This window comes from Glutamicibacter creatinolyticus (assembly GCF_006094275.1).
Taxonomy (GTDB): domain Bacteria; phylum Actinomycetota; class Actinomycetes; order Actinomycetales; family Micrococcaceae; genus Glutamicibacter; species Glutamicibacter creatinolyticus.
Genome location: NZ_CP034412.1, coordinates 2712865 through 2730854 on the forward strand (window position 1 = coordinate 2712865; position 17990 = coordinate 2730854).

At 64.5% G+C, this 17990-nt stretch carries 18 protein-coding genes; 7 read left to right on the forward strand and 11 right to left on the reverse strand.

Annotated features, from left to right (window positions below; genetic code table 11):
• Positions 1 to 15: 15 nt before the first annotated feature.
• Entirely contained in the window at positions 16 to 1284 is a 1269-nt protein-coding gene (gene bioB, locus GcLGCM259_RS12480) for a biotin synthase BioB (protein ID WP_138926790.1), read from the reverse strand.
• Between the two features lie 516 nt (positions 1285 to 1800).
• On the reverse strand, positions 1801 to 2220 hold the full coding sequence (gene arfB / locus GcLGCM259_RS12485) for an alternative ribosome rescue aminoacyl-tRNA hydrolase ArfB (protein ID WP_138926791.1): 420 nt from the start codon (positions 2218 to 2220) through the stop codon (positions 1801 to 1803).
• Positions 2221 to 2348: 128 nt separating this feature from the next.
• On the opposite strand from arfB, the gene GcLGCM259_RS12490 reads away from it, so the two are divergent.
• Together GcLGCM259_RS12490 and GcLGCM259_RS12495 are read left to right on the forward strand one after the other, a co-directional pair.
• Entirely contained in the window at positions 2349 to 2741 is a 393-nt protein-coding gene (locus GcLGCM259_RS12490; RefSeq protein ID WP_138926792.1) for a DUF4190 domain-containing protein, read from the forward strand.
• Positions 2742 to 2865: 124 nt separating this feature from the next.
• A complete protein-coding gene (locus GcLGCM259_RS12495; RefSeq protein WP_138926793.1) occupies positions 2866 to 3849 on the forward strand; it encodes a diaminopimelate dehydrogenase in 984 nt (327 codons plus the stop codon).
• 110 nt (positions 3850 to 3959) lie between these two features.
• Here the strand turns inward: GcLGCM259_RS12495 and GcLGCM259_RS12500 are convergent, their stop codons facing one another.
• On the reverse strand, positions 3960 to 4514 hold the full coding sequence (locus GcLGCM259_RS12500; protein ID WP_246049585.1) for a YceI family protein: 555 nt from the start codon (positions 4512 to 4514) through the stop codon (positions 3960 to 3962).
• A 369-nt stretch (positions 4515 to 4883) separates the two neighbouring features.
• On the opposite strand from GcLGCM259_RS12500, the gene GcLGCM259_RS12505 reads away from it, so the two are divergent.
• The gene (locus GcLGCM259_RS12505) at positions 4884 to 5537 is read left to right on the forward strand and encodes an isochorismatase family protein (protein ID WP_138926794.1); all 654 of its coding nucleotides are present in this window, start codon (positions 4884 to 4886) and stop codon (positions 5535 to 5537) included.
• 197 nt (positions 5538 to 5734) lie between these two features.
• Here GcLGCM259_RS12505 and GcLGCM259_RS12510 read toward each other — a convergent pair whose 3' ends face one another.
• The 4 genes from GcLGCM259_RS12510 to GcLGCM259_RS12525 form a co-directional block, all read right to left on the reverse strand.
• Positions 5735 to 6715, reverse strand: coding sequence for a glycine betaine ABC transporter substrate-binding protein (locus GcLGCM259_RS12510; RefSeq protein WP_138926795.1), 981 nt, complete (start codon positions 6713 to 6715; stop codon positions 5735 to 5737).
• Entirely contained in the window at positions 6712 to 7440 is a 729-nt protein-coding gene (locus GcLGCM259_RS12515; protein WP_138926796.1) for an ABC transporter permease, read from the reverse strand. Before GcLGCM259_RS12515 ends, GcLGCM259_RS12510 begins: the two co-directional genes overlap by 4 nt.
• Positions 7437 to 8621, reverse strand: a complete 1185-nt coding sequence (locus GcLGCM259_RS12520; RefSeq protein WP_138176147.1) for an ABC transporter ATP-binding protein — start codon at positions 8619 to 8621, stop codon at positions 7437 to 7439. The genes GcLGCM259_RS12515 and GcLGCM259_RS12520 overlap by 4 nt, the downstream gene beginning before the upstream one ends.
• Positions 8622 to 8742: 121 nt before the next feature.
• Positions 8743 to 9384, reverse strand: coding sequence for an ABC transporter permease (locus GcLGCM259_RS12525; RefSeq protein ID WP_138926797.1), 642 nt, complete (start codon positions 9382 to 9384; stop codon positions 8743 to 8745).
• Positions 9385 to 9596: 212 nt separating this feature from the next.
• On the opposite strand from GcLGCM259_RS12525, the gene GcLGCM259_RS12530 reads away from it, so the two are divergent.
• From GcLGCM259_RS12530 to GcLGCM259_RS12540, 3 genes are all read left to right on the forward strand, one after another.
• A complete protein-coding gene (locus GcLGCM259_RS12530) occupies positions 9597 to 10454 on the forward strand; it encodes a fumarylacetoacetate hydrolase family protein (RefSeq protein WP_138926798.1) in 858 nt (285 codons plus the stop codon).
• A gap of 2 nt (positions 10455 to 10456) precedes the next feature.
• Positions 10457 to 10954, forward strand: a complete 498-nt coding sequence (gene rraA, locus GcLGCM259_RS12535) for a ribonuclease E activity regulator RraA (RefSeq protein WP_138926799.1) — start codon at positions 10457 to 10459, stop codon at positions 10952 to 10954.
• Between the two features lie 103 nt (positions 10955 to 11057).
• Positions 11058 to 12563, forward strand: coding sequence for an alanine/glycine:cation symporter family protein (locus GcLGCM259_RS12540; RefSeq protein WP_138926800.1), 1506 nt, complete (start codon positions 11058 to 11060; stop codon positions 12561 to 12563).
• 129 nt (positions 12564 to 12692) lie between these two features.
• Here the strand turns inward: GcLGCM259_RS12540 and GcLGCM259_RS12545 are convergent, their stop codons facing one another.
• Positions 12693 to 13538, reverse strand: coding sequence for an HpcH/HpaI aldolase/citrate lyase family protein (locus GcLGCM259_RS12545; protein WP_138175807.1), 846 nt, complete (start codon positions 13536 to 13538; stop codon positions 12693 to 12695).
• 219 nt (positions 13539 to 13757) lie between these two features.
• On the opposite strand from GcLGCM259_RS12545, the gene cycA reads away from it, so the two are divergent.
• Entirely contained in the window at positions 13758 to 15218 is a 1461-nt protein-coding gene (cycA, locus tag GcLGCM259_RS12550) for a D-serine/D-alanine/glycine transporter (protein ID WP_175419423.1), read from the forward strand.
• 38 nt (positions 15219 to 15256) lie between these two features.
• Here the strand turns inward: cycA and GcLGCM259_RS12555 are convergent, their stop codons facing one another.
• From GcLGCM259_RS12555 to GcLGCM259_RS12565, 3 genes are all read right to left on the reverse strand, one after another.
• Complete coding sequence (locus GcLGCM259_RS12555; protein WP_175419424.1) at positions 15257 to 15673, reverse strand: DUF4262 domain-containing protein; 417 nt, start codon at positions 15671 to 15673, stop codon at positions 15257 to 15259.
• A 159-nt stretch (positions 15674 to 15832) separates the two neighbouring features.
• A complete protein-coding gene (locus tag GcLGCM259_RS12560; RefSeq protein WP_138926803.1) occupies positions 15833 to 16282 on the reverse strand; it encodes a DUF4262 domain-containing protein in 450 nt (149 codons plus the stop codon).
• 217 nt (positions 16283 to 16499) lie between these two features.
• Positions 16500 to 17675: an NAD(P)-dependent malic enzyme gene (locus GcLGCM259_RS12565; RefSeq protein ID WP_138926804.1), complete on the reverse strand. Its 1176-nt coding sequence runs from the start codon at positions 17673 to 17675 to the stop codon at positions 16500 to 16502.
• Positions 17676 to 17990: the final 315 nt, after the last annotated feature.

A 17990-nucleotide genomic window follows, 5' to 3' on the forward strand; every position in this document is an offset into this window, starting at 1 on the left:
ATTTCCCGGCGGGTTTCATGCGTTCGGGCTTTCGCTGGTGCCTGCACCGCGACGGCGCAGCACCGGTTCGACGCCCGCAGCCGGTCCCGCGGCGCCGATCGGGCATCCGGTCCCGGCGGTGCCGCAGGTGCTGGCGCATCCGCCGCCGCAGCCTGTGGCCGGTTGGCGGGCATCGCGGTTCTTCGAGGCGTGCACGCGGCGGGCCAGCTCGTTGGGATCCACGTCTTCCTGGCCCAACACCATGAATCCGGCGTCGGCGATCATCGCCAGGTCAGCGGCGGCCGCCTGCCCCTCGCTGGTCAGGTAGTCCCCCAGGAAGATCGAGTTGGCCACCTGCAGGGCGGCCGGTTGCTGCGTGCGCAGGTGCATTTCACGACCACCGGCCATGCGCAGTTCGGCCTGGGGGCAGGCCAGGCGCACCAGCGCCAGGATCCGCAGGCAGCCCAGGGGCGTCAGCAGCCACGTGCCTTCCAGCGGGGTCCCGTCGAAGGGCATTAGGAAGTTCACCGGGATGGAGTCGGCTTCCAGGTCACGCAGTGCGAACACGGCCTCGACCAGCTGTTCCGGGTTCTCTCCCAGGCCCACGATGAGTCCCGAGCAGGGTGAGAGCCCGGCGTGGCGGGCCTGGCCGACCGTGTCCACCCTGTCCTGGTAGGTGTGCGTGGAGCAGATTTCCGGATAAAGGGATTCGGCGGTATTCAGGTTGTGGTTGTACGCATCGGCCCCGGCGGCGTGCAGCTTCGCGGCCTGCCCCTCCTTCAGGATGCCCAGGCAGGCGCACACCTCCACCTCGGGGTGCTCGTCCTTCAACTGTCCAATCATGGTGGCCACCCGGTCCACGTCGCGGTCGGTGGGTCCCTTGCCGGAGGCGACCATGCAGACCCGCGAGGCTCCACCGGCCACGCCCAGTCCGGCCTGGTGCACCGCCTCCTGGGGTTTGAGCCAGGTGTATTTCAGGATTTCGGCCTTGGACCCCAGGCGCTGTGAACAGTAGGTGCAGTCTTCTGGGCAGAGCCCCGATTTCAGGTTGACCAGGTAGTTGACCTTGACGGTGTTGCCGAAAAATTTCTGGCGCAGCCTGCCGGCGGCCGCCACCAGGGTGTGGGTTGCCGCATCGGGAACTCGCAACACGGCCAGGGCCTCCTCCCGTGTCAGCCGGTGCCCTGCCTCAATGCGTGCAGCCAGCTCATACACGTCCAGCTGCCCGTCCAGGGTCGGCGAGGCGGCGGCCTGCTGAGATAGCGGTGGCGCTGCGGCGTGCGTCCTGCTGTTGATGGTGGTCATAATGTGGCCGGCCTTTCGCGCGGTACATGTGCCCGGCACACCAAGAGCGGAATGCTGAACACTGTTCAATAAAAGGTATGTCAACTGTATACCGTTTTATTGAACAGCGTTCAAGTCTTTGCCGCGAGATGCCGTCTCCACGAGCTGCCACCGACGCACCGCAGGCATCGCGGACCGGTACGCGTGGTCTCTCAGCATGATGGCACGCCGAGTGAACTTTTCTGCCAAACCAGATTGCTCAAGTGGTCGGTTATGCTCCGCCACCTCGGAGCGCCCCGGAGAATTCATTGCCGTTCTCCATCTCGACCAGCTGCGTTCCACAGCAGAATCGAAGTCCCACCGCAAAAGACGCTCTGTGCGATGTGCGAGACCAACGGCCAACGGCCAACGGCCGAAAATACGACGCGTTGCGCCTGGGCATGGCCCCATGCTTCGCCGGGAACTGATGGAATCTCGCAGGCATGGGAGCGGCCCTGATTGCGGCACATTCGTCGGATGAGCGTGCACCGCCTCGGCTTACAGGGTTGGCCGCCGCCGCTGCGCCTTGGTCTGCGAGCGCTGGGCCTTGGCCTCCAAACGGCGGCGTTGGGATCCCTTCGTTGGCTTCGTTGCCCTGCGCTTGGGCGGATCCGGGGCGAGCGCAGCGGCGATGATCTGACCCAGCTTTTCCTGGGCGCTGCGCCGATTGAGCAGCTGCGAACGCTGCTCCGCGGCCGAAACCGTGATGCTCCCGTCGGTCAGCCGGGAGGACAGCCGTTCCAGCAGGCGTTCGCGCTGCCCCGGTGAGAGGGCATGGGAGGCGGCGATGTTCCAGGACAGTTCGACCCGGGTGGACGAGGTGTTCACATGTTGGCCGCCGGGTCCCGAGGCCCGCGAGAATCGCCATTCCAGCTCGACGGCCGGAATGCTCAACGTGCGAGAAACCCTCAGATCCATCCTTCCAGCATGGCACACCCACGCACCCAGGCCACCCTGGGAGCCTAGAACTCACCGCAGTGGCTGGTCGCCCGGTGGCGAACCTGCTTGAATTGAAATCAGCCGCCACCAGTGGAATGAGAATCGACATGTCAACGCCGAGCAACGAACCGACCAACCCGTACTCACAGGGCGCACCGTCCTACGACTCGGGTTCCTTCAATCAGCCGCCCCAGTTCCATGGCCAGACCCCCGGCGGCACGCAGCAGCCGCAGCAGTACAATTCCCGCGAACAGTTCACCGGCGGCCAGCTGGCCCAGACCTCGATGATCCTGGGCATCCTGGCCTTGGTGTTCAGCGCCCTGGGCATCATCCTGGGGCCGATTGCCATCTCCAAGGCCAACAAGGCCGAACGCGATTACAATACGGCGGCAACGGTCGGAAAGGTCACCGGCTGGTTGGGCACCTTCCTTGGCGCACTGTGGGTGCTGGCCGGGCTGCTCGTGCTCTTTGGCATGGCCAGCTTCTACTCCAATAGCTAGCTTCACCCAGTTCCAGGCCGGCGCCTTCCCACGCGCCGGTAATATCCGTTCCTGCGTTTAACCCCCGCCGTGGCCAACGGCTAGCGTAAGGGAAGGAATTATTGCGCCAAGGAATAGGAAGCACGTGCCTGAGAAGATTCGAATTGGAATTGCCGGTTACGGGAACCTGGGCCGCGGGGTCCAGGCGGCCGTGGCGAAGAATGCCGACATGGAACTGGTGGGGGTCTTCACCCGCCGCGACCCGCAGAGCCTTGAGCTGGCTTCCCCGGCCCCGCGCTACGCGATGGCCGAGCTGGATGCCCACACCGACGCCATTGACGTGCTGATTCTCTGTGGCGGTTCCAAATCCGATCTCCCCGAGCAGGGACCGGCGCTGGCCGCGAAGTTCAACACCGTGGACAGCTTTGACACCCACGCCAGGATCCCGGAGTATCACGCGGCCGTGGACGCCCCGGCCCGGGCCGGCGGCAAGACCGCACTGATCTCCGCCGGGTGGGATCCGGGAATGTTCTCCATCAACCGCGTCTACGGCGAGGCGCTGTTGCCCGACGGGGAAACCTACACGTTCTGGGGCCGCGGGCTGAGCCAGGGCCACTCCGACGCGGTGCGCCGCGTGCCGGGGGTGGCCGCCGGGGTGCAGTACACGATCCCCAGCCAGGAAGCGATCGACCTGGTGCGCGCCGGCCAGCGCCCCACGCTGAGCACCCGGCAGAAGCACCAGCGCGAATGCTATGTCGTGCTGGAGGATGCAGCGGATCCCGAGGTGGTGCGCGAGGCGATTGTGAGCATGGAGCACTACTTCGATCAGTACGACACCACGGTGCACTTCATTGACGCCCAGACCCTGGCCGCCGAGCATTCGGACATGCCCCACGGCGGATTCGTGATCCGCTCGGGCAACACCAGTGCCGAACAGAACCAGGTCATCGAATACTCCCTGGCGCTGGGTTCGAACCCCGAATTCACCTCCAGCGTGCTGGTGGCCTACGCGCGGGCGGTGCACCGGATGAACCGCGCCGGGATCACCGGCGCGCAAACCGTGTTCGATGTGGCCCCGGGGCTGCTGTCGCCCAAGTCCCCGGACCAGCTGCGCGCCGAGATGCTCTAGCAGCGCGCCTGGCCCGCAACGGCCCTTAAAACAGCGCAACGCCAGCGACCTTTTTCATGGAAGGTCGCTGGCGTTGCTCATTCTTGCGGTGTGTGCCCCCAGGCGGTGTATTACTCGGCAGCCGGCAGGACGAAGGCCGCGTCGATCTCGATCTTGACCTTGTCGCTGACCAGCATTCCGCCGGCCTCCAGGGCGGCGTTCCAGGTGATGCCGAATTCCTTGCGGGAAATGGTTGTGGTGGCGCTGAAGCCGGCCCGGGTCATGCCGAACGGGTCAACGGTCTGGCCGCCGAACTCCGCCTCCAGCTCAACTTCCTTGGTGACGCCCTTGATGGTCATTTCACCGATCAGGGTGAATTCGTCCCCGCCCTCGGCGCGCAGCGAGCGGAAGCTCATGACCGGGAAGTTCTCCGCGTCAAAGAAGTCCTCACCCTTTAGGTGGGCGTCGCGGTTCGCATCCTTGGTGCTTACCGAGGCAACCTGGATGGTCGCCTCAACGGCGGAGTCGGCCAGGGAGTCACCGACGGTCAAGGTGGCGTCGAAGTCAGTGAAGTTGCCGCGGACGCGGGAGATGCCGGCATGGCGAACGACGAAGCTGACTTCACTGTGGGCGGCGTCCAGGTTCCAGGTTCCGGTGGTCAGGTCGGTAGCTGCGGCAGTAGTCAAAAGGTTGCTCCTTGTGTGTCGTATGGGCGGTAGCGCAACGCCAAAAAATGATTGACGCTTCAACTGCTTCGCTCTTAACCATTGCACACCCGATGGTGATGCGTCAACTAATTCGCCACACTTCGACATATCCCGTAGTGCGTCAGCCGCCTCCGGCTGCCCCAAAGCACCCCGCGCACCGCGGCACTCGACACGGGGCGGACCCGCCGCTATCGTGACGCCCACGACACAGCTCCCGGTGGCGCACCTCATGCGCGGGGCCGGGAATGGATCGGGAACCCAATGGGTTACAGGATCTACATGCAAACACATGGAAATCGGATTCCGAGGGCACCCGCCCGCGGGACACCAACCGAAAGGCAGGACAAGATGACCGAGCTAGCCGGATACCCCAATGACCGCCTGACCCCCGAGAACACAGCCATCCTGCTGGTCGACCACCAGTCCGGGTTGATCCTCGGCGTACAGGACCACGATCAGCTCGAAGTACGTCGCAACGCCCAGGCCCTGGCCAAGATCGGCAAGGTCTTCGATGTACCCGTCGTCGCCACCACTTCCGCTCCCACCGGCCCCAACGGTCCGCTGATCCCGGAGCTGACCCGAGAACTGGGTGATGAAACCCCGATCATTCACCGCACCGGTGAAGTCGACGCCTGGGACGACCCGGCCTTCGAAGAAGCGGTGAAGGCCACCGGGAAGAAGAACCTGGTGATCGCCGGCGTCATCACCGATGTTTGCCTGATGTTCGCCTCCCTTTCGGCCCGGGCCCGCGGCTACAACGTGCATGCCATCGTTGACGCCTCGGGCACGACCAACAAGCTCGCCCGGGAAACCTCGCTGCTGCGCCTGCAGCAGGCCGGGGTCACCCTGAACAGCACCGTCGGTGTCATTTCCGAGCTGCTGCGCGACTGGAAGAACCCGGGCGGTGCGGGCACCGCGGAAACCTTCGCCGAACTGGCCATGCCGTTCTACGGAGCGGTCATCGAAAGCCACACCGCGGCCAGCGGCGGCGAGGAGAAGTAGTCTTCCCACGCCGCTCGGTGCCGGGGCGGCGGACAGACCCCGCCGTCCCTGCACCCCTCACCCGTTCCCCCGCATCACATCCTGAGCGCTATCCAGTGCGGGGGAACGCAAAGAGCACAGGGCCCGCAGAGTAATCTGCGGGCCCTGTGCTCTTTGCTGGGCGCGGATCACCGGCTCCTCGCCGATCCGCGGCCCGGTCAGGGTTCGGTGACCAGGCCTTCCTGGACCATCCATGCGAAGGCCACGTCGGCCGGTTCCCCGCCCTCAACGTCAACCTGGTAGTTCAGGTCCATCAGCACCTCATCGGTGAGCAGCGGGGCGATCTGTGCCATCACGTCCGCCACCTGCGGGTACTGCTCATAGAACTCACCGTTAATGACCGGGGCCATGTTGTAGCTGGGGAAGTACTCCACGTCATCCTCCAACACCGTCAGGTTCAGCGCCTTGATGCGCCCGTCGGTGGTGAAGACCTCGCCAAAGTTGCACGCCCCGTCCGCGGTGGCCGAGTAGATGGCCCCCACGTCATAGAGCCCGACGTTGGATTCGGGCACGTCGCTGCCGCGCTTGAGCCCGATCGCCTCCAGCATCGGGGTCAGCCCGTCACGCCGGGAGTTGAACTCGGGGTCCACGCAGAACGTCAGCTCGGACTTGTCCAGGTCCTTGAGCTGGGAGAGCTTGGTGACCCCCAGCTCCTTGGCCGTCTCTTCATTCATCGCCATGGCGTAGGTGTTGTTCAGCGGCGCCGGAGCACCCCAATAGAGCCCGTTCTTGGCGTCCTCATCACGCACCGCCTTCCACTGCGCCTCGGCGCCGGGCACCGGCTCCTCGTGGCCCAGGTAGGTCAGCCAGGCGGTGCCGGTGTACTCCCAGACCATGTTGGCCGCGTTGCTCACCAGCAGTTCACGCGCCGGCTGCGAACCAGGCACGTTGGTCAGGTCGGTGACGTCGAACCCGGCGGTCTGCAGTGCGATGACCGCGATTTTGCCCACGATCAGCTGCTCGGTGAAGGACTTGGAGGTCACGGTGACCTTCGGCTTCTCCTCGGACAGGCCCGGGATGGGCTGGATCTCGCCGGGGGCGGAGGGCGGCACGGTGCCGGTGGACGGGGAGAGCCCGCAACCGGTCAGGCCGAGCAGCGCCGCAGCGCCCAGCGCGGTCAGCTTCAGCTTGTTTTTCACGACAGTCCTTTCGGTCGAGCCGCGGTTTCCACCACGCGTCCGATCCAGTCAACGCTCACCGCCAGCAGGGCCACCAAGAGCGAGCCGGCCACCAGCACCGTGTTCAGCGACAGGTTCACCCCGGTGGTGATCAGGATGCCCAGTCCGCCGCCGTTGATGAACGTGGCCAGGGTGGCGGTACCCACCAGCAGCACCAGGGCGGTGCGGATGCCCGAAAGCATCACCGGAACCGCCAGCGGCAGCTCCACCTTGAACAGGACCGCCATCTGGCTCATCCCGATCCCGCGGCCGGCTTCCACCAGCCGCTGGTCGACCTGCTGCAGGCCGATGATGGTGTTGGACAGGACCGGAAGGATCGCGTAGAGCACCAGCGCCACCACGGCGGTCATCGGCCCGTAGCCGAGCCAGAACGCCAGCAGCACCACCAGGCCAATGGCTGGGGCGGCCTGCCCGACGTTGGCGATCGCGCGCACCGTGGGCGCCGCCTTGCGGATGCCGGGACGGGTGAGCAGGATCCCCAGCGGGATCGCGATGACCAGCACCACCAGGGCGGCGAGCACCGTGATCTGCAGGTGCTCCACCGTGTACCCCCAAATGGTGGACGGGTCCAGCGTCTGGCGTTCGGTGTCGCTCAGGTCTGCGGTCAGCAGCCAGGCCACCAGCAGCCCGAAGGCCACCAGGATCCCGATCAGCTGGTAGAGCAGTCCACGTCGTTCGGCGGTCATTGGTCCTCACCGTCCTGCAGGGCGACCTGGCTGATCGCCCCGGAGTTCAGGCCCACCGGTGCCTCGTGGTCCGCCCCGGCGGCCGCGTTGGCCGCGGAGATCGCCTCCATCACCGTCTGCACGGTGATGATTCCGGCGTATGCATCGCGCCGTCCGGTGACGATGGCGGATTCGGTGCTGGAGACCAGCATGGTGTCCAGCGCGTCGTTTAGGGTCGCCTGCCAGCCCACCGACGGCAGGTTCGGGTCATAGGTGCCCTCGATGATCTGCGCGCGGGAGAGCTGGCGGCGGGTGAGCCGGCGCAGCGGGCGGCCGCGCGAATCGAGCACCACCGCGTACTTCGCCCCGGCGCCCTGCACCTGGGAGAGCACATCGGAGGCGCGCTGGCCGGGGGTCGCGGTGACCGCGTCCTCCAGCTCGACCTCGTTCACGCGGGTCAGGGTCAGCTGCTTCAGCCCGGCACCGGAGCCAATGAAGTTCTCCACGAACTCGCTGGCCGGGTTGGCCAGGATGCGTTCGGGCGAATCGTACTGCTCCAGCTGGGCGCCCTCGTTGAACACGGCGATCCAGTCGCCGAGCTTGACGGCCTCATCGAAGTCGTGGGTCACGCACACGATGGTCTTTTGCACCTCGGACTGGATGTTCAGCAGCTCATCCTGCAGGCGCTGGCGGGTGATCGGGTCCACGGCGCCGAACGGCTCATCCATCAGCAGCACCGGCGGGTCGGCGGCCAGGGCGCGGGCCACGCCCACGCGCTGCTGCTGTCCGCCGGACAGCTCCTTCGGGAAGCGGTCGCGGTACAGCTCCGGATCCAGGGAAACCAGCTCGAGCAGCTCGTCCACGCGGGCTGCGATCTTCTCCTTGGACCAGCCCAGCATCTTGGGCACCATGCCGATGTTGGTGGCCACCGTCATGTGCGGGAACAATCCACCGGCCTGGATCACGTAGCCGATGCGCCGGCGCAGCTCATCACCGTTCATCTTGGTTACGTCATCGCCGTTGATCACGATCTGCCCGCTGGTCGGCTCGATCAGCCGGTTGATCATCTTCAGGGTCGTGGTCTTGCCACAGCCCGAGGGGCCGACGAACATCACGATGGAGCCGGCCGGAATCTCCAGGGTCAGTCCGCCCACCGCGGACTTCTTCTGCCCCGGATAGGTCTTGGTGACTTCCTGCAGCATGATCGAGGCGCCGGTGACGCCCTCAGCGGCGCCGTTCGCGGCGGTGCTGCCGGTGCGGGCACCGTCCTGGCCTGCGGTCTTGCCGTTAGCGGCCATGTTGTTGTCTTCTCTAGCGTTGTTCTCAGACACGGATACCTCGCGGGGTTGTGAGCCGGCCGATGCCGATCAGGATCAAATCAAGAATCAGGGCCAGGATGACCACTCCCACCACGCCGACAACGACGGATTCCAGGGAGTTGGCGCCACCGAGGCGGGAAAGGCCGGAGAAGATCATTCCACCCAGACCCGGGCCGAGCGAATAGGCGGCGATCGCCGCGACGCCCATGACCATCTGGGCGGAAATCCGGATGCCGGTCAGGATCACCGGCCACGCCATGGGAATCTCAACCTTCAGCAAGGTGCCCAGGCGGGTCATTCCGATGCCGCGGGCGGATTCGACCAGGCTGGGTTCAATATTGTTCAGGCCCACGATCGCGTTGCGCAGGATCGGCAGCGCGGCGAAGAAGGTCACCACAATGACCGCGGGGGTAACGCCGAAACCGACCGGCACAATCAGCAGGCCGATCAGCGCGAAGGAAGGGATCGTCAAACCAATGGCGCTGATGCCGTTGGCCACGCCCGCCAGCGCCTTGCTGCGGTACACCAGCACCGCCAGCACTACGGCAATGACGGTGGCCAGGATCAGGCATTGACCTACCAGCGAGAAGTGTTGCCAGGAGGCCAACAGTATTTGGCGATATCGCTCGCCAATGAAATCTCCCACATCAAAACCTGCTTCACTCTAGTTACGAAAAATGCACCAAATCCGCGGAATTTCGCGGTCCGGCATCCTCTAGCTTAGCTAGTTGGCTAGATCACTTCCAATTGATACACCGGTATTTCTCGTCTGACTTGGGCTTATTAGTTCACTCACGAACCACAATAGAAAATGACATCGACTGGCGTGCCGCAGGCCACTTGTAGTGAGATGGGGGCATGAAACTTGCCACCCTTCGCACCCCCGATTTAGCGGCGCCCACGGCCGCCGCGCTGATCAGCGACCACGGCGCCCAGCTGCTTCCCGGATTCCCGGATGTGCAGCATTTCCTGCGGGCCGAGGAGGAGCGGCGGCAGCAGGCCCTGGAGCAGGCCCGGGCCAGCCAGCCGCAGCCGCACGCCGGGCTGGTGTACGCCACACTGATCCCCAATCCCTCCAAGGTGCTGTGCATTGGGCTGAACTACCGCAACCACATCGCCGAGGTCCAGATGGAGGAACCGAAGTACCCCACCATCTTCGCCAAGTTCGCCTCCAGCCTCACCGGCGCCAACGACAGCGTGGAAATCCCCGGCGAGGACCACCGGGTGGACTACGAGGGTGAGCTGGCGGTGATCATCGGCGCCCCGGGACGGCGGATCCCCGCCGAGCACGCGCACCGGCACATCGCCGGGTACGCCATCTCCAATGACATCTCCATGCGCGGCTACCAGGGCCGCACCCGGCAGTGGCTGCAGGGCAAGGCCTGGGACGCCTCCACCCCGGTCGGCCCATGGCTGGTCACGGCCGACGAATTTTCCCCCGGGGCGCGGATCACCACGAAGGTCAACGGGCAGCTGGTTCAGGACGACTCCACCGATGACCTGGTCTTCAATGTGGCCGAATTGGTCAGCTACATTTCGGCGATGACCGAACTGCAGCCCGGGGACCTGATCCTGACCGGCACCCCGGCCGGGGTGGCCGTCTCACGCAAGGACGAAAACGGCCGCCGCCCCTGGCTCAAGGCCGGCGACGTACTGGAAACCAGCATCGAAGGTCTGGGCACCAGCCGGCTGACCTTCCACCCACAGGAGGACTAGGCATGCACAACACCAACGCTTCGGCACCCCAGGATTTTTCCACCTGCGATCTGTTCGACGACGACGAGACCCTGCAGTCGGTCTCCACCCAGCTGCGCAACTTCGGCGGGCGGACCAAGTTCAGCGGCCCAATCCGCACCCTGCGCTGCTACCAGGACAACTCCATCCTCAAGCAGATTGTCGCCACCCCCGGCAACGGGCAGGTGCTGGTGGTTGACGGAGCCGGATCCCTGGACTGCGCACTGCTCGGTGACATGGTCGCCAAGACCGCACTGGAGAACGGCTGGGCCGGATTGGTCATCCACGGCGCCGTGCGGGACTCGGCGGAACTGGCCACCTTGGACCTGGGAATCAAGGCGCTGGGCACCAACCCGCGCAAGAGCCAGAAACTGGACTCGGGCTCCCCTGACGTGGAACTGCGCTTCGGTTCGGTGACTTTCCGTCCCGGGCTGATGCTGCACAGCGACGAAGACGGGATCCTTCTGGACCCGATCGGCTGAGCCCGCAATAAATGGAGATCCAGGTCACCATGATGGGTTAGTGTATTACCTTGACGCCACCAGCGTCATGAACATCACACTCGCATCACTGGAGGACCAACACATGGAAGCCCTCACGACCCTGTTTGGCGACATCTCGTCCGTCATTTGGGGGCCATTTGTCCTGATCCCGCTTCTGCTGCTCACCGGGCTGTACCTGACGATCCGGCTGGGCCTGATCCAGCTGGTCAAGCTCGGTCCGGCACTGCGCCTGGGGATCATCAAGCGCAAGGACGCCGGTTCGGAGGGAGACGTCTCCCAGTTCCAGGCTTTGACCACCGCCCTGGCCGCCACCGTGGGCACCGGCAACATCGTCGGGGTGGCCACCGCCATCGGCATCGGCGGGCCCGGTGCGCTGTTCTGGATGTGGATCACCGGCATCTTCGGCATGGCCTCGAAATACTCGGAGGCCTTCCTGGGTGTGCGCTTCCGCGGCACCGACGCCGCCGGTGAAAAGTCCGGCGGCCCACAGTACTACCTGCAGCGCGGCATCAAGGGCCCGTTCGGCAAGTTCCTGGCCCTGTTCTTCGCCATCGCCGCGGCGATCGCCAGCTTCGGCATCGGCAACCTGACCCAGGCCAACTCGATCTCCGCGAACCTGGAGAACTCCTTCCAGGTGCCGCTGTGGGTCACCGGCGCGGTGCTGACCGTGCTCTCCCTGGCCGTGCTGGTCGGCGGCATCAAGTCCATCGGCCGCATCACCGCCGGGTTCGTCCCGGTGATGATCATCTTCTACGTGGGCGCCGCCATCTACATCCTGCTGGCCAACCTGGGCCAGATCCCCGCCGCGTTCGCCACCATCTTCACCGACGCGTTCACCGGCACCTCCGCCGTGGGTGGCTTCGCCGGCTCGGCCATCATCATCGCCGTGCAGTTCGGCGTGGCCCGCGGCATCTTCTCCAATGAGTCGGGCATGGGCTCGGCGGCCATCGCCGCCGCCGCTGCACAGACCAGCCACCCGGTGCGCCAGGGCCTGGTCTCGATGACCCAGACCTTCATCGACACCATCATCGTGGTCACCTGCACCGGCCTGGTCATCATCACCACCGGCACCTGGAACATGATTGACCCGGAGACCGGGGAGCAGATCTCCGCCGCGCTGATGACCGGCCAGGCCTTCACCCACGGCCTGCCTGGCCAGTGGGGACACTGGATCGTGACCATCGGCCTGGTGATGTTCGCCTTCTCCACCATCCTGGGCTGGTGCTACTACGGTGAACGCCAGATGGAGCGCCTGTTCGGTCGCGCCCTGGTGATGCCGTTCCGCGTGGTGTTCTCCCTGGTCGTGTTCGTGGGCGCCACCACCGAGCTGGCCGTGGTGTGGAACTTCTCCGACATGATGAACGGGCTGATGGCCCTGCCGAACCTGTTGGGTCTGCTGATCCTCTCCGGACTGGTGGCCCGCGAAACCAAGTGGTACCTGAAGAACGACCCGAAGCTGGAAGCCACCAAGGACCAGATCGAGACGTTCATGGCCGGACGTCCGGGCTGGGATGAGTGGAAGGCCGGCGACGTCATCGGCTCCGCCCATGCCCAGGCCACCGGCAAGACCGAGGTCCACGAACGCTAAGGGCGGGCGCTGCCAGCTGCCCCTCAGACACAAGAGCCAGTCCCGTTCAGGGACTGGCTCTTGTACTTTGTTCAGGTATTCAACGGCTGTTGCGCCCAAGCCGGCCGGGCGCCGCGAGCAGCTAGGCGGCTAGGCGTTCCACAGGCCGTAGGAGTCGGCCAGGTCGGCGATCTTCTGCGCACGGGCCAGACGCGGCAGGTAGGACCCGTCGCCCACTGCGGCACCGGCGGCGTGCGCCTCCAGCAGCTCCATGGCCCAGGACAGCTCATCGGCACTCGGGGCCAGGGCGGCGTTGATGCCATCCACGTGGTCCCGGGAGAGCGAGAGCTTGCCGGTCATGCCCATCGACGCGGTCACCTGGGTTTCCTCGCTGACCACCCCGGCGTCGGCCCCGGCCGGGGGTGGGCCGTCGATCGCGCCGGGCAGCTTGCCCACGCGGGAGGCGACGACCAGCTTGCCGCGGGCGTAGGCCAACGCCAACGGAGAATCCGAGACACCGGTGTCCTTGCGGAAGTCGTTCACGCCAAAGGCCAGACGGAAGGTGCCGGGGGCCGAGGCGATCGCGGTGGCGTTTTCGATGCCCAGCGCCGATTCGATCAGCGCCAGCACCGGGGTACCGGCACGCAGGCGCATGGCGCTGAGCGTGACCTGCTCAGGCTTCTCGGTCATGGCCAGCATGATGCCACGCAGTCCCGGCGCCTCGGAGAGGGCTGCCAGGTCATCGGCCCAGAACTCGGTGTCAATGCCGTTCACGCGCACCCAGGCGGTCATTCCCGTGGACAGGGCGTTGACCACCGCGTCACGGGCCTCGCCCTTCTTGTCGTCGGGTACGGCGGCTTCCATATCGAAGATGACCGAGTCCGCCTCGCAGGCCAGGGCCGGCCCGAATTCCTCTGGCTTCGCGGCGTTGACCAACAACCAGGAACGGGAAAGTTTTGCGGGGAGAGCTGCTGCTCGACGATTACGGAATGCCATACCACTACCCTACTCACTACGCATCACCGGCACCCAGAACTGCCTGCGGTGTTGCGGCCGCTCACTAGGGCATGTGACGCCAATTACGGTTTTCTCCAGTTAGAGAGTAACGTGTTTTCCCGGGTTCGGTGGTTTAAGGGAACGACCATCGGCTTCAGGGACGCATAATTTTGCCTTAGCACCGTGAGCACCGGGGCGGGGCCGAGGAAGGAGACGACCGTGGCTGGCGAAATCACGCAGCAGACACAGTCGCAGGACAATCAAAAGCTCGAACGGGCGCTGTCCAACCGGCACATCCAGCTAATCGCCATCGGCGGGGCCATCGGCACCGGCCTGTTCATGGGTTCGGGCAAGACCATCGCCGTCGCCGGCCCCTCGGTGATCTTCGTGTACATGATTATCGGGTTCATGCTCTTCTTCGTCATGCGGGCCATGGGCGAGATCCTGCTGAGCAACCTGGAGTACAAGACCTTCTCCGAGTTCGCCGGTGACCTGCTCGGTCCGTGGGCCGGCTTCTTTACCGGGTGGACCTACTGGTTCTGCTGGGTGGTCACCGGGATCGCCGACGTGGTGGCGATCGCCCACTATGTGGCCTTCTGGTGGGGCGACCTGCCCCTGTGGATTCCGGCACTGACGTGCATCGTGCTGCTGGTTGCCCTGAACCTTCCCAGCGTGAAGAACTTCGGTGAAACCGAGTTCTGGTTTGCGCTGATCAAGATCGTGGCGATCCTGGCGCTGATCGTCACCGGGCTGGCCATGATCGTGCTCGGTTTCGAGGCCGACGGAACCCGCGCCTCGTTCTCCAACCTGTGGAACTACGGAGGACTGTTCCCCACCGGCATGATGGGCTTCATCGCCGGATTCCAGATTGCCGTGTTCGCCTTTGTGGGCATTGAACTGGTGGGCACCACTGCAGCGGAAACCAAGGACCCGGAAAAGACCCTGCCGCGCGCGGTGAACTCGATCCCGCTGCGCATTATCCTGTTCTACGTCGGCTCGCTGGTCATCCTGATGTCGGTCACTCCCTGGGTCAAGTTCTCCCCCGAGGAATCCCCGTTCGTGGGCATGTTCGCGCTGGCCGGACTGGTCGGTGCCGCCGGCGTGGTGAATTTCGTCGTGCTCACCTCGGCAACCTCCAGCGCCAACTCCGGGATCTACTCGACCTCGCGCATGATCTACTCGCTGGCGGTGGACGGGGATGCGCCCAAGCGCTTTGGCAAGCTGACCAAGAACCAGGTGCCGCGCAACGCCCTGCTGTTCTCCTGCATGTTCCTGCTGGCCGGCGTCGTGCTGCTCTACACCGAGGGCTCGGTGGCCGAGGCCTTCACCCTGGTCACCACAATCTCCGCACTGTGCTTCATGTTCGTGTGGACGATGATCCTGCTCAGCTACCTGGTGTACCGCAAGCGCCGCCCGCACCTGCATGATCAGAGCAAGTTCAAGATGCCCTTTGGCATGCTGATGCCCTATGTGGTGCTGGCGTTCTTCGTGTTCATCCTGTGGACCTTGACCACCCAGCCCGACACGCTCCAGGCCCTGCTGGCCACCCCGGTCTGGTTCGCCATTCTTGGGGTGTGCTACCTGAAGCTGCGCAAGAACCCGCAGCATCAGGCCCTGCGCCAGGCGCATGCCGCCAAGGTCGAGGAGGAGAACCAGGCCGCGGCACTGTACCGCGGCTAATCTCCCCGCCTCCCCTGGCGGTTCAGGGCAACCGTTGCTCAGGCGGCCTCGTTCGGTGCTTTCCGGACGGGGCCGCCGTGCTTCATCAGGTGCACCTCCAGGACCCTTGCCACCAGCCCATAGCGCCGGTGCACTCCCAGGGTGTACTTGCCCGCACCGGTCTTCAGGGCGAAGTACATCAGCCGCCCGTCCTTCCAATCCGCGGTGTGGCCGTGGTCGTAGTATTCGCCGCGCAGCACCTGGCGTGCCAGCCCATTGAGCATGATCAATGTGTCTTCTTCGCTGATGCCCCGCACCAGGAATTCCGGCTGCCCCAGGCGGGTCAGACCCACGGTGTACCCGAACACGCGTTTGGGGTTCGGGTCCTGGATGCAGTAGACGGCGTAGCCGTTCTGGGCGATCTGCCCGTTGATGTGTGCTTCAACTTCGGCGGCGGACATGCCATCGCACATCATGCACATGGTCCTCACTCCTTGGATGGTGTTTGCTTCTCCGGCTTTCCCAGTGTTGACCCGGGCAAGGGTGTTCTTGGGCTTGATCGCGGATTTGTGGATAACTTCCTTCGTGGGGACCGCTGCCTCCAGCCGGGCAACACCCCACCGGCTTGACCGGGTTCACCGACCGCGCCGGTCGTAGGGTTCATCCTCGTCCTCCAGTTCGAGGTAACCCCCGTCCTGCTCCTCGGCGGGGACAACCATGAGCACCCTGGTCCCTTCGCCGTAGCGGCACATGGCGATCGGGGCGATTTCCTCAACGTTGACGATCTCCTCGAAAGTCAACGCGAACCCGAACCAGTAGGTGATGTCATCACGTTCGAAGCGTTGGCCATGGTGGACGATGCCGTGCGCCAGGTTGCGCAGCATCTTCACCACGAACGTGGTGTCTTCCTCCCAGATCATCAGCTCCGGGTGCCCCTTGGCGCTGAGACCGATGGTGTGCCCGAAACGCGTTGTCTCGTCCGGGTTTTGGTACAGCATCACGCTGCATCCGTCGTTCTTGATGTCCTGGCTGATGTCCCGGTTCAGTTGAGCCTGGGGCGAATCAGGGGCGCAAATCGTGCACATCTGAAATCACTTCCTCAATCGGCGCGCAGCCGTTGGGCGGTTCCACGGCGGTCGTCGCGGATAGATTCCAGTGTCGTGCCGATATGCCTCGGCAAACGGTGCCCGGCAAATCTGTGGATAAGAAAGCGCGCTTAAAACGAAGGACGCACCCACGGTGATCCGTTGGATCGTGGGTGCGTCCTTCGTGCGGCCGTGGCCCGGCCCTACAGCATGCTGCCTACTGGGCGGATTCGGCCGCCGCGCCAACTGCCTTGGCTACCGCGGGCATGACCCGCTCGTCCAGGGCGGAGGGGATGATGTAGTCGGCTGCCAGATCCTCGCCGACCAGGTCGGCGATCGCATGTGCGGCGGCCACCTTCATCTGTTCGGTGATCTTCGCAGCCCCGGAATCCAGTGCACCGCGGAAGATGCCCGGGAACGCCAGCACGTTGTTGATTTGGTTCGGGAAGTCGCTGCGCCCGGTAGCGACCACCGCCGCATACTTTTTGGCGTCCTGCGGCATGATCTCCGGGTTGGGGTTGGACAGTGCAAAGATGATCGCGTCCTTGTTCATTCGCGCCACGGCTTCCTCATCGAACTTCGACGAGGACAGCCCGACGACCACATCGGCGCCATCCAGTGCCTCGGCCAATCCGCCCATCACGTCCTCATGGTTGGTGATGGCCGCCAGCTCCGCCTTGGTTGCATTCAGGTCATCCCGCTCACGGTGGATGGTGCCGCGTGAATCCAGGACGATCACGTCCCCCACACCGGCCTGCAGCAGCAGCTTCGTTACCGCCACGCCGGCCGAGCCGGCACCGGAGATGACGACCTTCAGCGCGGAGAGGTCGCGCTGGGTGTAGCGGGCCGCGCCGATCAGGGCCGCCAGCACCACCACTGCGGTACCATGCTGGTCATCGTGCATCACCGGGATGTCCAGGGCTTCAATCAACCGGCGTTCGATTTCAAAGCAGCGGGGAGCGGAAATGTCCTCCAGGTTCACGGCACCAAAGCTGGGACGAAGACGGATGATGGTGTCCACAATTTCGTCCACGTCGGTGGTTTCAAGAACCAGTGGAATCGAGTTCAGTCCGGCAAATTCCTTGAACAGCGCGCATTTGCCCTCCATGACCGGCAGTGACGCGGCGGCCCCGATGTTCCCCAGGCCCAGGACCGCAGTGCCGTCGGAAACCACGGCCACCAGGCGGGAGGCCCAGGTGTGTGAATCATGCTTGGCCGGGTCGTCCGCGATGGCCTGGGAAACCTTGGCCACGCCCGGGGTGTAGGCGATCGACAGATCGCGCTTGCTGCGCAGGGGCATCTGGGAGATGACGCTCAGCTTGCCACCCTCATGGGCTTCGAAAACTTCGGCGTCGGTGATCTTGGACAGGTCTTGGGTGGAGTCAACAGACATTGGACTTCTTCTTCCTTCAGAAAGTGCTGAAAACGGCATAACGCATTGCCCACGAAACTTGTGGCATAGCGCAGGAACGCGCAAAACCAAGCATCCGGCCACGTTCAGGTAAAGCGAGCACGCATCAGGCTCGAACTTCACGTCACAAACGCACGAAACAACAACGCCGTTGCCAGGTAAGGCATCTCGTCACGTCATTGCGTGCCGCAATGATGGTTGGTCAGTACTTTCTTTAGACCTTGGTTTCCACCATACGGGAACCGTTCATCGCGTGACAACTCCCGCTCGTCGCATATGCGTCATAAATTCCCCAGC